16 protein-coding genes and 2 tRNA genes are annotated in these 15,077 nt (G+C 57.3%); 1 reads left to right on the plus strand and 17 read right to left on the minus strand.

The window, feature by feature from the left end:
* Positions 1 to 7 precede the first annotated feature (7 nt).
* Together FMN52_RS03165 and FMN52_RS03170 are read right to left on the minus strand one after the other, a co-directional pair.
* Positions 8 to 1,087 (minus strand): AI-2E family transporter, encoded by a 1,080-nt coding sequence (locus FMN52_RS03165; RefSeq protein ID WP_148607263.1) that lies wholly within the window; start codon positions 1,085 to 1,087, stop codon positions 8 to 10.
* 16 nt (positions 1,088 to 1,103) lie between these two features.
* Positions 1,104 to 1,331 carry a sulfurtransferase TusA family protein gene (locus tag FMN52_RS03170; protein WP_148607264.1) on the minus strand — a complete coding sequence of 76 codons (228 nt, stop codon included), beginning with the start codon at positions 1,329 to 1,331 and terminating at the stop codon, positions 1,104 to 1,106.
* A gap of 165 nt (positions 1,332 to 1,496) precedes the next feature.
* Between FMN52_RS03170 and FMN52_RS03175 the strand changes: the two genes are divergently transcribed.
* Positions 1,497 to 2,969: a M48 family metalloprotease gene (locus FMN52_RS03175; protein WP_148607265.1), complete on the plus strand. Its 1,473-nt coding sequence runs from the start codon at positions 1,497 to 1,499 to the stop codon at positions 2,967 to 2,969.
* On the opposite strand, the gene nadA is transcribed toward FMN52_RS03175, so the two are convergent.
* The 15 genes from nadA to aspS all read right to left on the minus strand — a co-directional run bounded on the left by nadA (position 2,970) and on the right by aspS (position 14,908).
* Positions 2,970 to 4,031, minus strand: a complete 1,062-nt coding sequence (gene nadA / locus FMN52_RS03180) for a quinolinate synthase NadA (RefSeq protein WP_148607266.1) — start codon at positions 4,029 to 4,031, stop codon at positions 2,970 to 2,972.
* A gap of 191 nt (positions 4,032 to 4,222) precedes the next feature.
* A tRNA-Lys gene (locus FMN52_RS03185) sits at positions 4,223 to 4,298 on the minus strand.
* A 68-nt stretch (positions 4,299 to 4,366) separates the two neighbouring features.
* Positions 4,367 to 4,442, minus strand: a tRNA-Lys gene (locus tag FMN52_RS03190).
* A gap of 85 nt (positions 4,443 to 4,527) precedes the next feature.
* Positions 4,528 to 5,274, minus strand: a complete 747-nt coding sequence (gene ybgF, locus FMN52_RS03195; RefSeq protein WP_148607267.1) for a tol-pal system protein YbgF — start codon at positions 5,272 to 5,274, stop codon at positions 4,528 to 4,530.
* 16 nt (positions 5,275 to 5,290) lie between these two features.
* Positions 5,291 to 5,863 carry a peptidoglycan-associated lipoprotein Pal gene (pal, locus tag FMN52_RS03200; protein WP_148607268.1) on the minus strand — a complete coding sequence of 191 codons (573 nt, stop codon included), beginning with the start codon at positions 5,861 to 5,863 and terminating at the stop codon, positions 5,291 to 5,293.
* 67 nt (positions 5,864 to 5,930) lie between these two features.
* Positions 5,931 to 7,244: a Tol-Pal system beta propeller repeat protein TolB gene (gene tolB / locus FMN52_RS03205; protein WP_148607269.1), complete on the minus strand. Its 1,314-nt coding sequence runs from the start codon at positions 7,242 to 7,244 to the stop codon at positions 5,931 to 5,933.
* Positions 7,245 to 7,260: 16 nt separating this feature from the next.
* On the minus strand, positions 7,261 to 8,241 hold the full coding sequence (gene tolA, locus FMN52_RS03210; RefSeq protein ID WP_148607457.1) for a cell envelope integrity protein TolA: 981 nt from the start codon (positions 8,239 to 8,241) through the stop codon (positions 7,261 to 7,263).
* Positions 8,242 to 8,320: 79 nt separating this feature from the next.
* Entirely contained in the window at positions 8,321 to 8,767 is a 447-nt protein-coding gene (gene tolR, locus FMN52_RS03215) for a protein TolR (protein ID WP_104321445.1), read from the minus strand.
* A gap of 46 nt (positions 8,768 to 8,813) precedes the next feature.
* On the minus strand, positions 8,814 to 9,503 hold the full coding sequence (gene tolQ / locus FMN52_RS03220; RefSeq protein WP_148607270.1) for a protein TolQ: 690 nt from the start codon (positions 9,501 to 9,503) through the stop codon (positions 8,814 to 8,816).
* 3 nt (positions 9,504 to 9,506) lie between these two features.
* A complete protein-coding gene (locus FMN52_RS03225) occupies positions 9,507 to 9,968 on the minus strand; it encodes a YbgC/FadM family acyl-CoA thioesterase (RefSeq protein WP_148607271.1) in 462 nt (153 codons plus the stop codon).
* Positions 9,961 to 10,992, minus strand: coding sequence for a Holliday junction branch migration DNA helicase RuvB (gene ruvB / locus FMN52_RS03230; protein ID WP_148607272.1), 1,032 nt, complete (start codon positions 10,990 to 10,992; stop codon positions 9,961 to 9,963). Before ruvB ends, FMN52_RS03225 begins: the two co-directional genes overlap by 8 nt.
* A 132-nt stretch (positions 10,993 to 11,124) precedes the next feature.
* Positions 11,125 to 11,754 (minus strand): Holliday junction branch migration protein RuvA, encoded by a 630-nt coding sequence (ruvA, locus tag FMN52_RS03235; protein ID WP_148607273.1) that lies wholly within the window; start codon positions 11,752 to 11,754, stop codon positions 11,125 to 11,127.
* Between the two features lie 30 nt (positions 11,755 to 11,784).
* A complete protein-coding gene (ruvC, locus tag FMN52_RS03240; RefSeq protein WP_014577393.1) occupies positions 11,785 to 12,312 on the minus strand; it encodes a crossover junction endodeoxyribonuclease RuvC in 528 nt (175 codons plus the stop codon).
* 18 nt (positions 12,313 to 12,330) lie between these two features.
* Entirely contained in the window at positions 12,331 to 13,074 is a 744-nt protein-coding gene (locus tag FMN52_RS03245) for a YebC/PmpR family DNA-binding transcriptional regulator (protein WP_148607274.1), read from the minus strand.
* Between the two features lie 25 nt (positions 13,075 to 13,099).
* Positions 13,100 to 14,908 (minus strand): aspartate--tRNA ligase, encoded by a 1,809-nt coding sequence (aspS, locus tag FMN52_RS03250; protein WP_148607275.1) that lies wholly within the window; start codon positions 14,906 to 14,908, stop codon positions 13,100 to 13,102.
* Positions 14,909 to 15,077 lie beyond the last annotated feature (169 nt).

Genomic DNA, 15,077 nt, shown 5'->3' on the forward strand with positions numbered 1-15,077 from the left:
GCGCCTTTCAGGCGTCGCTGGTTTCGGTCAGCGGCGCAGACTCCTTCACCGGCCAGGCGGCAAACACGGCCTTGAGCATCGTTGCCAGCGGAATGGCGAAGAAAACACCCCACAAGCCCCAGATTCCCCCGAAGAACAACACCGCGACAATAATCGCCACCGGGTGAAGGTTGTTCACCTCCGAGAAGAGAATCGGCACCAGAACGTTACCGTCCAGAGCCTGGATGACGCCGTACACCACCATGACCCAGATGAAGTGACTACCCCAGCCGAAGGCAAACAGGGCAATCACCGCAACAGGAATGGTCACGACAGCGGCGCCAATGTAGGGAATCACCACACTAAGACCCACCAGCAGTGAGAGCAGCGCGGCGTAGGGCATGCCCAACAGTTTGAAGCCAATGTAAGTAGCACCACCAACGATCAGAATCTCGACCGCCTTGCCACGGACATAGTTGGCACACTGAAGATTCACCTCGTGCCAGATCTGCAGCATCATTGGACGCTGAGGTGGCAACAGTTTGGCGATGGAGTTGAGCAGAACCTCCCTGTCCTTCAGGAAGAAAAACACCAAGATTGGCACCAGCACCATATAGATCAGTAACGCCACCAGATCGGGAATGCTGGACAGCGAGAAAGACACCAGCCATTGGGTCATGTGGCCCACTTCGGTACTTACCTGACTATAGACAGTGCTGACGGCCTCTCCGGAGATCAGATGCGGATACTGCTGCGGCAGCAGCTCAAGATAAGACTGCAGCTCCCGAATGATTCGCGGCGCCTCACCGGCCAGGTTACTCAGCTGCGTCCAGATCAGCGGAAGCAAGCCGAACAGGAACCCCACAAGCACACCAAGAAACACCAGGAACACCCCGATGATCGAGATCGTCTCCGGCACACCCAGCTTGTTGAGCTTGGTCACCAAGCCCTGCAGAATAAAGGCGACGATCAAAGAGGCAATGGCTGGCGCAAGCATGGCACCGAACCAGATAACGAAGATGGTTCCTGTTACCAGTATCAGGAACAGGATGACGGCTTCTTCATCCGAGAAGTATTTGTGCGCGAGACCGCGTAGTGTCCTGATCATTTACAGCTCCGAAACCTTAACCGCCGCACTTTATCACAAACCGGTACTGCCCGGCGGTTTCAGAACTGCTCATCAACAGGTGATCAGACATCTGCAGGAAGGCCGGGATGTCACGGGCCGAACCAGCATCCGTGGCGATCACTTCGAGTTCTTCACCGGGCGCCATGCTGTTCAGTTCCAATTTGGTTTTCAGCAGCGGCATCGGGCAGCGCAACCCGGAGGCATCAAGCGTTCGATCAACCATACTAGCGATACACCATCACAAAAATAATAAGCGGATTTAACAAGCGGGCATTATGCCGACAGTGATAATGTATTGCATCACAATCCTCTTCAAGCGGGGGATCAGAACTTTTTATCGTAAACCGCTGTCAAATCGGCGATTCAGACCACAGGCATCCGGCACTACATGATTGTTAACCAACTCCAACCTCGAACGCTCCCGGCACTGGCCATCATCGCCCTGCTGGCACTGTTGCTCGTTTCCCTGCCGGGCCATGCCCAGGAAAGCAGGCTACCAAGCATTGGCGGTAACGGTGGAGGCCTGATTGCGGGTCAACAGGAATCGGATATTGGCCAACAGGTCATGGTGTCTATCCGCCGGTCAGCACCGCGAATCAGCGACCCTCTGGTTTATGATTACCTGAGCGCCATTACCTATCGCCTGGTGCCCTCAGCGCCACTCCAGAACCGAAACCTGACCCTCGCACTGATCGACAGCCCCGCCATCAACGCTTTCGCCGTGCCCGGCGGCATTGTTGGTGTCAACGGCGGCCTGTTCCTCAACGCAGCCACTGAGCAACAATTTGCCTCCGTTCTGGCCCACGAGCTTGCCCATCTCAGTCAGCGGCATTTCGCCCGACGCATGGAACAACAGGAAACCAGTGCGCCGCTCACACTCGCGGGCATGATTGCCGGCATTGTGTTGTCGGCGGTCACCCAGTCTGATATCGGTTTTGCCGCTATTGCGGGCACCCAGGCCCTGGCGGCTCAGAACATGCTTGCGTACAGCCGCGCCCATGAACAGGAAGCCGACAGGGTCGGGCTCGACATCCTGGCCAGTGCCGGAATGGACCCTCGTGGCATGCCAGAAATGTTTGAGATCATGATGCGCCAGAATCGCATGCAGGGAAATCGACTGCCCGAGTACCTGTCCACACACCCGTTAACCCAGAGCCGTGTGGCCGACACACGTAGCCGTGCAGAACAGTATCCGGACGAAGACATCCGGGACGGCCAGGAATATCACCTGATGCGCAGCAGGCTGCAGGTACACTACGCGCCCTCACCCGACGTTGCCGTGGAGACCTTCGAGGCCTACCTGGACCGACCCGATGCACAAAGAAACGACGCTATCCGCTATGGCTTGTCCGTGGCCTATCTCGAGGACAGGCAGTACGACAAGGCAGTAGACACACTGAATGATCTGCTAACCAAGAACCCCGGCCGGATCACGTTTCAGGTCACCCTGGCGGAAGTCAGACTGGCGCAGAATCGCATGGACCAGGCACGGGTTATCCTGAAAGACGCGCTGACGCGGAACCCGGGGAACTATCCAATCACCCACACGCTGGCCCGCACGGAAATAGCAGACGGCAATGGCGCGGCAGCGGCGGAATACCTTAAACAGCTCACCCGCCAACTGCCAGGACAAGAACACCTATGGCTAAAACTGGCAGAGGCAGAGGGTATGGCAAGGAACATCGTTGGGGTGCATCGCGCCCGCGCAGAATACGATGTCCTGATGGGCGATCTGGAGTCTGCCCAGCGTCAGCTCAGGCAGGCCCAGGAGAAGTTGCCGGCGGGCGCTCCACAACGGCAGATTGTGACCGAGCGACTGGCGGAAATCACCAGCCGCCTGCACGCCCGGGCCAACAGTTGATCAGGCGTTGCCAGCAGCCTTCAGATTCATGTTGGCGGTGAAATCCAGCATGCGCTCCAGAGGCTGCAGAGCTTTCTCTCTCAGTTCCGGGTCCACCAGAACTTCCTGATCACCCTGTTCCAGCACCTGTAGCAGATTCTTGAGGCCATTCATGGCCATCCAGGGACAATGGGCGCAGCTGCGACAGGTGGCTCCATTACCTGCAGTGGGCGCCTCAATCAGCGTTTTGTTCGGGGCCAACTGCTGCATCTTGTAGAAGATGCCGTTGTCGGTGGCAACAATGAACTTTTCGTTCGGCAAGGTCTGGACGGCGTGAATCAGCTGCGAGGTTGATCCCACAACATCCGCCATCTCAACCACGGCATCCGGCGATTCCGGGTGGACCAGAACCGCTGCGTCCGGATACAGCGCCTTCAAATCCTCCAGCCCGCGATATTTGAATTCCTCATGGACGATACAGGAGCCGTCCCAGAGCAGCATATCGGCGCCTGTGGTTTTCTGAACATAGTGTCCCAGGTGTTTGTCCGGCGCCCAGAGAATTTTTTCGCCGCGAGCATCCAGATCTTCAACAATTGCCTGGGCACAGCTTGAGGTGACCACCCAGTCTGCCCTCGCCTTCACCGCTGCCGAGGTATTGGCATAGACCACAACGGTACGGTCTGGATGCTGATCGCAAAACTCGGCGAATTCATCAGCAGGACAGCCCACATCCAGGGAGCAGGTTGCTTCAAGCGTCGGCATCAGAACACGCTTTTCCGGATTCAGAATCTTGGCGGTTTCACCCATGAACCTTACGCCGGCCACCACGATGGTCGAAGCTGAATGCTGGTTACCAAACCGCGCCATCTCCAGGGAATCGGCAACACAGCCACCGGTTTCTTCGGCAAGACGCTGAATGTCGGGATCGGTGTAATAATGAGCCACAAGCACCGCATCCTGATCCTTCAGGGCCGATTTGATACGAGCCTCCAGCTCAGACTTTTCGTCCTCACTGAGCGGCTTCGGCTCGGCGGCATGGGCCAGGTGTTCTTGAATCAGGATACGGTCTTCAGCGTAGGTCATTACTGCGTCTCTGTGTTGCGTGCACCGGGGCATTATAGCATTCATGCCCCGGCCTTAATGTTTCTGAAACAGTGCTATCACAAAGTTGTGATTGTTTTTTCTATTTCCTGTTTACCTAGGTAGGAACGTATACGCAAAAAAAAAGAGCCCGGAGGCTCTTTTTTCACAAAAACCCGCAGGTTCCTGTTATTTGGTGGGTCGTGAAGGATTCGAACCTTCGACCAATTGGTTAAAAGCCAACTGCTCTACCAACTGAGCTAACGACCCTGAACTGCCGACTGAAGCCGTGGCTTCAACCCATACCGAATGACTCAGCCCACCCGGTATTTCGTGTTTGGTGGGTCGTGAAGGATTCGAACCTTCGACCAATTGGTTAAAAGCCAACTGCTCTACCAACTGAGCTAACGACCCAAACGAGGCGCATATAGTAATGATTTTTGGCCGTTGATCAACCCCTTTGTCTCAGGTTTCTCAACATTTTTGCCACGCCCGGCAATCAGCCGTTCTGGGACTCAAGAAACTTCCGCGCCAGGTCCGCAGCACTGCTGGACGGGTAATCTTCAATCACCGTTTGCATGCTGCGCCGTGCTTGTTCCTTTTCACCCAGGCGATCATGGGTCACACCCAGCTTGTAGACGGCATCCGGAGCCTTGCGGTGATCGGCAAAGCGGGTAGCAACAATGGTGAACGCCTGCTTTGCCTGCTCCAACTGCGGCTTGACCAGGTACACCTCACCCAGCCAGTAATAGGCGTTCACAGTCAGATCGCCTTCCGGATATTCATCGATGAACTCGTATATCCGGCTGACGGCCTCATCGTATTGTTTCTGGTTACGGATCAGATCCTGGATCTGTTCGTAGGCCTTTCGCTCTTCCGCATCCGGCTGTCGGTATTCCTTTGCCGCCGGAGCGGATCCGGAGGCTGTAGAGCCGTTACCGACGCTGGTATCGGGAGCGGGTTGAGAGGCCACCTTTTCCGAGAGGTCCAGAATACGCTGGTCCAGATCGATATAGCGGTCACGCCCCTGCTGCTGCAGACGGTTAATCAAATGCCTCTGCTCCTCGACTTCGCCCTGGAGCCGCCTGACTTCACCCTGAAGCTGCTGGATCATGTAGAACAGTTCAGACGTCGCCTGGCTGCTATTGGCGCTGCGCTGATTGTCCTGAGCTGATTGCGCCAGGGTAACTCCCGCCTGCCCGAGGGCGAGCGGGAACACCACTGTCGCCATGAGGGTTTTTCTCATGGTCCTTCCTGTGTGATTACTCAAATACGAGTTCCACACGACGGTTCTGGGCCCAGGCACTTTCGCTGGAACCCATCACTGCCGGCTTCTCTTCACCATAGCTTACGGTTTCGAGCTGGCCACGTGAAGCGCCATTGACGATCAGGAAGCGCTGTACAGCGTTGGCACGACGCTCACCAAGAGCCAGGTTGTATTCCTTGGTGCCGCGCTCATCGGCGTGGCCCTCGATACGCACACTCTGACCCGGGTTATTGGCGAGGAAGCGAGCATGAGCAACCAGGACGTCGCGCGCTTCCTGCTTGATTTCAGCAGTGTCGAAATCAAAGTAGAACACGGTAACTTCGCGCAGAGCCTGCTGCTCTGCCTGCTCGCGCGCGGCCATGCGCTCTTCTTCGGTCATGGCTGACGAAGAAACACCACCCTGGTCATCACCGCCATAAACAGTGGAACCGCCTTCCTGGTCTACCGCAGCAACATCTGAGCCATACTCACCGCCTTCCTCTGGGGTACCACCGGTGGAGCTACAACCAGCTACCAGACCAACAGACAACAACAGCGCGAATGCTTTTGATTGAGCCGAAAAATTCATACTTCCTTCCTTTCAGTTGAGTGACGTAGTTAGTTGAACAATTGCCGACGCCGACAAGCCCCGGCAATCAGCGAACCAAAGGTCCCCAGGCAGGCTCACGGACATCCCCCTCGGATGCGGGCAAGCTGTATGCTGCCCCACCATCCGCAGAAATAACCGTGAGCACGTTGGTCCCGTTCTGCCGGGTGGCATAGATCAGCATCCGGCCGTTGGGAGCCACACTGGGAGACTCATCAGACTCCGTACGGGTAAGGATGGTTTCCTCACCGGTTTTCAGTTCGGTACGTGCAATGTGAAATGCCCGATCCCGCTGGTGAACGTAATAAACATACTGTCCATCATTGTCGGGCCTGGGTCGGGCGTTGTAGCGGCTGCCAAAGGTAATACGACGGGGCTCCGCACCTGGTGTTTCCATGTGGTAAATCTGCGGGCCGCCGGATCGATCCGAAGTGAAGAAAACGCCCTTGCCACTGGCGTCCCAGCTCGGTTCGGTATCAATAGCCCAATGGTTGGTCAGCTTGGTCAGTTGTCGACTCTCCAGATTCATCCGGTAGATCTCGGCATTGCCATCTTTCGAAAGGGTCATCAATAGCGATCTGCCGTCGTCCGACCAGGCCGGCGCCGAGTTCAGCCCAGGAAAATCAGCCACTTTGGTACGCTTACCAGTCCCAAGTTCATGAACAAAAATAACCGGCTTGCCAGTTTCGAACGACACATAGGCCAGCTTCTTGCCATCCGGTGACCAGGCCGGTGACAAAATGGGCTCCTGGCTTTCCAGCCGTATCCGGGCGCGCTTGCCATCAACGTCACTCACCTGCAGACGGTAACGGGGCTTGCCATTGGCAGTATCCAGCGTCACGTAGGCCAGCTTGGTTGAGAAAGCGCCAGGCACGCCAGTGATGGCTTCATAAACCTTGTCGCTGACATGGTGCGCCAGAGAGCGCATATTGGAAGCCGGTGCAGCGGCGGTTTCACCGAGAATCCGCTCCTCTCGGTTTACATCGAACAGCTCATAGCGGGCCTGGACACGGTCACCGCTTCGAGTGAGCGACCCGACCAGCACGTAGCGCTGGCCAAGAAGACGCCAATCCCGAAAATACACTTCTTCCCGCCGGGATGGCAGGCTCAGCATTTTCTCCGGAGGTAGGGTACGGAACTCCCCAGTCATGGACAGATCCGCCTGGACAATGCTGCCGGCTTTGTCTCCGGCCGGCATCTGTCCGGACTCAGCGAAGGGCACCACCGCAACAGGAATAGCGGCATCGGCACCTTCGGTAATCCGGATTAAAAGCTCGGCACGGGCTCCTGAAACCGCGAAGAAAATCAGGGCAATGGCGGCGAGCAGCGTTCTGGACGGTTTGTACCAAATACGATGTGTCATGGTGTTATCCGTATCCTTATCTCAACCGGCGTGGGTTGAATTCAATCGTAAACTGTCGGAAATACCGTTCAAAGGTATCCCGATCATTGGGTATCGGGTAACGGCTCAGTGAGCGCACTGCTCCCAAAGCGGAATTATCAAAAGCAGTGTTGCCACTGCTGCTGACCAAACGTACTCCGGCAAGCTCTCCGGTCGGTAACAGGTTGATCTGGAGCCGCGCGGTCATCTCTTCAGTGGCCGACGATGGCGGATACCACGCCTGGCTCAATCGCTCACGGATCAGTGCCTGGTACTTCTCACTATCCGACAGCATCTGAGCTTCCCGGGCTTTCGCGGCAGCCGCCTCTTGCTGGCGACGGGCTTGCTCTTCCCGAGCTTTTTGAGCCGCCTCCGCCTGAGCCTCAAGCTGCTGTTCCCGAAGCTTCCGCTCCGCCTCGAGACGTTTGCGCTCAGCTTCCTGGCGAGCCAGTTCCTCCTGGCGCTTGCGTTCGGCCTCTTCCCGCTTGCGCTGCTCTTCCTGCCTACGCTTCTCTTCTTCGGCCTTTCGTCTGGCCTCTTCTTGCCGGCGCTTCTCTTCCTCGGCTTTCTGTCGAGCACGCTCTTTGGCTTCCGCTTCCGCCTTTTTACGCGCCGCTTCCTCTTCACGCGCTTTCTGGGCTTCCCGTTCCTTCGCTTCGGCTTCCTGGCGCTCTTGTTCTTTCTGCTGCTGAAGTCGTTTCTGCTCTTCCTGGCGCTTCTGTTCGGCAATGCGGCGGGCCTCTTCCTCCTGCCTTTGCCGCTCTGCTTCTTCCCGGCGACGCTGCTCCTCGGCAAGGCGCTCTTCATCCCGCTTCTGTTGATCATCTGGCTCAACAACCGGGCTGGGCTCAGGCTCTTGCTGAGTAATCAACCGCGCAGAAATGCTTCTCGGCGGCGGCTCGTGATCGGTACTGGTCCAGGACCAACCTGCCAGCGCGATACCCAGAATCAACAGGTGCAGCGTTACCGAGAGCGCCACCGGTGATTTCCACGGAGACACGCCGGTTGTGGTTACTTCCCGCTGGTTATCTCTCACAACACTCCTGCCCGCACCACTATCAATTGTCGTCCCGGGGTGATTCAGTGATCAGGCCGATACTGCTCGCCCCGGCACCCTGTAGCTCTGCCATCAGCCTGACAACCGTGCCGTAAGGAACGTTTTCATCACCGCGAACCAGAACCTCGCTTGAAGCGCGCTGTGAAAGAATTTTGGAAATCTGCGCCCGTAAATCTGCCAACGTCATGGGGTCACTGCCCTCATCACCGATTTCCACGTAGTAAGCACCGTTCGCATCTACGGAAACGATTATGGACTCTACATCCTTATCAGCCTGAATCGGATCCGAGGTTGTCTGAGGCAAATCTACCTTGACTCCCTGGGTCAGCATCGGAGCGGTGACCATGAAAATAATCAGCAGCACCAGCATCACGTCAATGTATGGAACAACATTGATCTCTGACATCGGCTTGCGCCGGTTTTCCGGCATCATTCCCATGCCTTTCATAAAGCAGTGCTCCTAAGCTGATCCCCGCCCATGAATTCCACCACTGTCATGCAGCACCCTTTTCGCTCTGGTGAACGCGACGATGGAGAATGCTGGAAAACTCATCAGCAAAGGTTTCATAGTTCTTGAGCAGGGCATCCGACATGGCCGAGAACCGGTTGTAGGCGATAACGGCCGGTATTGCGGCGAACAGGCCCATGGCGGTCGCGATCAAGGCCTCAGAAATGCCGGGGGCCACCGTTGCCAGCGTTGCCTGCTGAACCTGAGCCAGGCCGCGGAAAGAGTTCATGATGCCCCAAACGGTACCAAATAGACCGACGTACGGACTGGTGGAGCCGACCGTGGCCAGAAACGGCAAACTGGCCTCAAGCCGCTCGTGCTCACGGGAAAAAGCCACACGCATAGCGCGCTGGGTGCCTTCCATGACCGCATCGGCATCCCGGCTTTGCTGGCGTAGCCGGGAAAACTCTTTGAAACCGGCCCGGAACAGGGATTCCATGCCGGAAAACGGCGTCGGATCGGCATTCACCTCGCGGTACAACTGGCCGAGATCCATGCCGGACCAAAAACGCTCTTCAAACGCCAGTTGAGCCCGCTTGGCTTTCCGGAATACCTGCAGGCGCTGGAAAATCAACGCCCATGACATGATCGACGCCAGGGCCAGCAAAAGCATGACCAGCTGTACCAAGACACCGGCATTTGCAATGAGGTACCAGACTGAAAGTTCTGAATCCACTTCTTACTCCTGGCTCGTTCTGTTTATCGGTTCAGTGGGCTGGACATTCCTGGCCAGCAATTCCTGCATGTTTTCGGGTAACCGGCGGGGACGACCGGAATCAAGCGCGATGCAGGCTACACGCACGTCACTGTCACTCAGCAGTTTTCGGTCTCCGACCCGAAAAACACGCTGCCGGAAATCCATCCAAACTCTGCCATAAGCGACCGGTTCCGCAGTGACCAGCAGTTCGTCATCAAGCTTTGCCGGTACCGCATAGTGAATGGTCAGCCGCTGCACAACATAACTGATGTTGTCTGCTAAACCCGCCCTGAGGCCAACTCCGCAACTGCGTACCCATTCGGTCCGGGCGCGCTCCATGTAATGGAGATATTTGGCGTGAAATACGATGCCACCGGCATCGGTGTCCTCAATATAGACCCGGATGGGCAGCTCGAACCTCGCCTCTGGCGTCTGCTCAACCAAAAAGATCGTCCTCCCTGCCCGACTTCGGCGGAATGACGCCAAAGTGCTGATAGGCGTTGGACGTCACCATCCGCCCCCTCGGAGTCCGGACCATATACCCCTGCTGGATCAGGAAGGGCTCAAGCACATCCTCGATGGTGCCGCGCTCCTCACTGATTGCTGCCGCAAGGCTCTCGACCCCCACGGGGCCACCGTCGAACTTTTCGATCATCGCCAGCAGCAGGCGACGATCCATATGGTCGAACCCCTGGTTATCTACTTTCAGCATGTTCAGGGCCTGATCGGCTATGTCGGAAGTAATCCGACCGTCGGCACGGACCTCCGCAAAATCCCGCACACGGCGCAACAAACGGTTGGCGATCCGCGGCGTGCCCCTTGACCGGCGAGCGATTTCAAATGCGCCTGCCTCATCAACGGAAACCGAAGACAGGCGTGCGGAACGCAGAATGATGCTGGTGAGGTCCTCGGTGTTGTAGAACTCCAGACGCTGGACAATCCCGAAGCGGTCCCGCAAGGGCGATGTCAGCAAACCCGCGCGGGTAGTGGCCCCGACAAGGGTAAAAGGTGGCAGATCCAGCTTGATGGATCGGGCAGCCGGACCCTCCCCGATCATGATATCGAGCTGGTAATCTTCCATCGCGGGATAGAGGACTTCTTCGACGGCGGCGCTGAGACGGTGAATCTCGTCAATGAAGAGGACGTCACCTTCTTCAAGGTTGGTCAGCATTGCCGCCAGGTCCCCGGCTTTTTCGAGCACCGGACCGGAGGTTGTCTTGATGGACACCCCCATCTCGTTAGCAACGATATTGGCCAGGGTTGTCTTACCCAGGCCGGGCGGGCCAAAGATCAGAACGTGGTCCAGCGCTTCCTGACGCCCGCGCGCGGCGGATATGAAAATATCCATCTGCTCACGCACCGTGGGCTGGCCAACGTATTCAGCCAAAAGCGTCGGGCGAATAGCCCTGTCCTGTACTTCCTCGTATTCACCGGCCCGGGCCGAGATCAACCGGTCGGATTCGATCATGGCATCACCCATAGTGTGGGAATCAACATCGTGCCTCACGTTTGCCCGCTATTTCAGCGCAGACCCAATTGTACAAAGGGGTTTGCAGGTGTCACGTTACGCTCTCTACAGGTTCGCGACAGGTCTTCGTGATCAGGCCGGGATCATGTTTCGCAGAGCCAGACGGATGAGGGTTTCGCTGGTCATACCCTCCTCGGCCACTTTGTTGATCGCCTTGGCAGCCTCCTGGGGCTTGTAGCCCAGTGAGATCAGCGCAGCCTCCGCTTCCTCGGTCGCTGCCGGCCCGCCAGATGGGCCTTGTCCGCCCACTTGATCCAGTCCTGTCGCCTCAGACGACGTTGGCACAAACTGCCCTTCAAGTTGCCCTATCCGGTCCGTCATTTCAATAAGAAGGCGTTCTGCGGTTTTCTTGCCAACGCCGGGTAGCTTGACCAGTGAGGCGGAGTCGCGGTTTTCAACGCAGCGAATGAATTGCTGGGCGTCCAGACCGGAGAGAATGCCGACCGCCAGTTTCGGGCCAACCCCGTTGACCTTGATCAGCAGGCGAAACAGATCCCGGTCCAGGCTGGAAGCAAAGCCATACAGGCTCTGGGCATCTTCGCGGACGGCGAAATGGGTATGCAGGGTCACTTCATCACCGGTTTCCGGCAGATGAAAGAAGGTGGTGTAGGGAATGTCGACTTCGTACCCCAGTCCGGCGCATTCCACCAGCGCCTGACCCGGAGCCTTCTCTACCAGAATACCTCGGATACGACCAATCAAGCTGAATCTCCTGTCGCTCCTGTGAGCGGTTTATTGTTGTCGCACGCGACCGCTTCTGACCTTTCCGGCGCCACTGGCCACCCGCAGAATACTTTGGCTCATGTGGGCGTGGCACATGGCAATTGCCAGCGCATCGGCCGCATCTGCCTGGGGCTTGCGTGAGAGCGAGAGCAATACCTGAACCATGTGCTGCACTTGAGACTTGTCAGCGCCGCCCTTGCCGACCACCGCCTGCTTAACCTGCCGGGCCGAGTATTCATGAACCGCCAGCCCACTGTTGGCGGCACTGACGATGGCCGCACCACGGGCCTGGCCAAGTTTCAGGGCGGAGTCAGGATTGCGAGCCATGAACACCTGCTCAATGGCGAATTCTTCCGGTCGGTACTCGCCGATCAGGGTGGCAAGGCTCTGGAAGATAGTCTGAAGGCGCTCCGCCATGGGCTTCTCGCCCACCCTGATACAGCCACTATCGATGTACTCGATGTGTCGACCATCAGCCCGGATGACGCCGTAACCGGTAATTCGTGACCCCGGATCAACGCCCAGAATTATCGCCACATCAATGCCCCTGACTGGTCACAGAGACTCCATAATCTCGCCGGAGATATCCGCGTTGTGATAGACATTCTGAACATCGTCCAGGTCTTCGAGCATATCTATGAGCTTGAGGATGGTTTCTGCGCCGTCCCGATCCAGCTCAGCCCGTGTGGAGGGAACCATGGTTACTTCAGCATTGTCCGGCACCAGTCCCGCATTGACCAGCGATTCCTTGACGTCCAGAAACTGCTCGGGTGTGGTAACTATTTCCCAGGAACCGTCGTCCTGGGCCGCAAGGTCCTCGGCGCCGGCACTGAGCACGGCTTCCACCAGCCGGTCCTCTTCCCACTCCGGACCGTAGCTGATGATACCTTGCTTGCTGAAGAGGTAGGCTACCGAACCGTCGGTGCCGAGGTTGCCACCCATCTTGTTGAAGGCGTGACGGATCTCGGCCACAGACCGGTTCTTGTTATCGGTCATGACTTCCACGAATATCGCCACACCACCCGGGCCATAGCCTTCGTAGGTCAGCTCTTCGTAGTTGTCATCATCGCCACCACCGGCGCCACGCTCGACCGCGCGCTCAATGGTGTCTTTTTTCATATTCGCGGTGAGCGCCTTGTCGATGACCGCGCGCAGACGGGGATTATCGTCTGGATTCCCCCCGCCCTGGCGCGCGGCTACGGTCAGCTCACGAATGATTTTGGTGAAGATCTTGCCCCGCCTGGCATCCTGTGCCGCCTTGCGGTGCTTGATGTTGGCCCACTTACTGTGACCCGCCATACAGCTCCTCCCTTAAATCACTGACTTACTCGTTACCCTCGCCGGATTCAGCTTTGTTGCCTTCGAGCGGCTTTGACGGTTTGCGCAGGCGGATGTGCAACTCACGCAGCTGCTTCTCGTCCACTTCGCCGGGCGCCTGGGTCATCAGGCAGGTGGCACTCTGGGTTTTCGGGAATGCGATGACGTCACGGATAGATGTGGCACCAGTCATCAGCATGACCAGACGATCCAGGCCGAACGCCAGACCACCATGGGGCGGGCAACCGAATTTCAGGGCATCCAGCAGGAAGCCGAACTTGGCCCGGGCTTCTTCCTCGCCGATACCCAGGATGCGGAAGACCGCTTCCTGCATTTTCTCATCGTGGATACGGATTGAACCGCCGCCCAGCTCGGTACCGTTCAATACCATGTCGTAAGCACGGGACAGTGCATTGGCGGGATCTGCGGCCAGATCTTCCGGGCTGCAGGAAGGCGCGGTGAACGGGTGGTGAATCGCGGTCAGGCCGCCGTCCGGGGTTTCCTCGAACATCGGGAAATCCACAACCCAGAGCGGTGCCCACTCGGCGGTCAGCATGTCCAGATCGTGACCGATCTTGATTCGCAGTGCGCCCAGGGCTTCGTTGACCACGTTGGTTTTGTCTGCACCGAAGAATACGATGTCGCCGTCTTCAGCACCCACACGCTCCATGATCGCCAGGGCTACGTCATCACCCAGGAACTTGATGATCGGAGACTGCAGGCCTTCTACGCCCTTGGACAGGTCATTGACCTTGATATAGGCAAGGCCCTTGGCACCGTAGATACCGACAAACTTGGTGTAGTCGTCAATCTGCTTCCGGGTCAGCTCACCACCCTTCGGCACACGCAGAGCCGCCACACGGCCCTTTGGATCCTTGGCGGGACCGGCGAAGACCTTGAAGTCCACGCCTTCAACCAGATCGTTCACGTCCAGCAGTTCCAGCGGAATACGCAGATCCGGCTTGTCGCTGCCGTAGCGCTGCATCGCCTCGGCATAGGGCATCTGCGGGAAAGACGGCAGTTCAACATCGAGTACATCTTTGAAAAGGGAACGAACCATATCTTCGTTCAATCCCATCAGGGTCTCTTCGTCAATGAAGGAGGCCTCAATGTCCACCTGGGTGAATTCCGGCTGACGGTCCGCACGCAGATCCTCGTCCCGGAAACACTTGGCAATCTGGTAGTAACGGTCAACACCAGACACCATCAGTAGCTGCTTGAACAGCTGGGGCGACTGCGGGAGCGCGAAGAAGGAACCTTCATGGGTGCGGCTTGGCACCAGGTAATCCCGCGCACCTTCCGGCGTGGCGCGGGTCAGGATGGGGGTTTCCACATCCATGAAACCGTTGCTGTCGAGGTAGTTACGGATATAGCTGGTTACCCGGGAGCGGAAACGCAGGCGATTGATCATCTCGGGACGACGGAGGTCCACAAACCGGTAGCGCAGACGCACGTCTTCGCCAACGTCTACGTGCTCGTCCAACGGGAACGGCGGCGTTGCTGCGGCGTTCAGGATGCTCAGCTCCTTACCCAGAAGCTCAACCTGCCCGGTCGGCATGTTGTTATTCTCCGTGCCGGCAGGACGACGACGCACTCGGCCGGTAACCTTGATCACGAACTCGCTGCGTACTTTTTCCGCGATCGCAAAGCTCTCAGGGGTATCAGGGTCAACAACCACCTGAGATATACCATCCCGATCCCGCAGATCCAGGAAGATAACCCCACCGTGGTCACGGCGGCGGTGTACCCATCCGCAAAGTGTGACTTCCTGATCGATGTGGGATTCGTTGATCCCACCGCAATAATGACTGCGCATACCGGTTCCCGTTACGTTTAATGTGTTCAAATATGGTGCGTGTTCTGGATCGCCTGAAAAATGGTGCGACCATAGCGGAAAAGCCGCCCATTATAAACACAATGACTCCGAAAATCAGGCGTGCTGACACGCAAATCAGGCAGTCGGGTGACTGCTGGTTAACCGGCAG

Source organism: Marinobacter sp. BW6 (assembly GCF_008107725.1).
In the GTDB taxonomy this organism is placed as follows: domain Bacteria; phylum Pseudomonadota; class Gammaproteobacteria; order Pseudomonadales; family Oleiphilaceae; genus Marinobacter.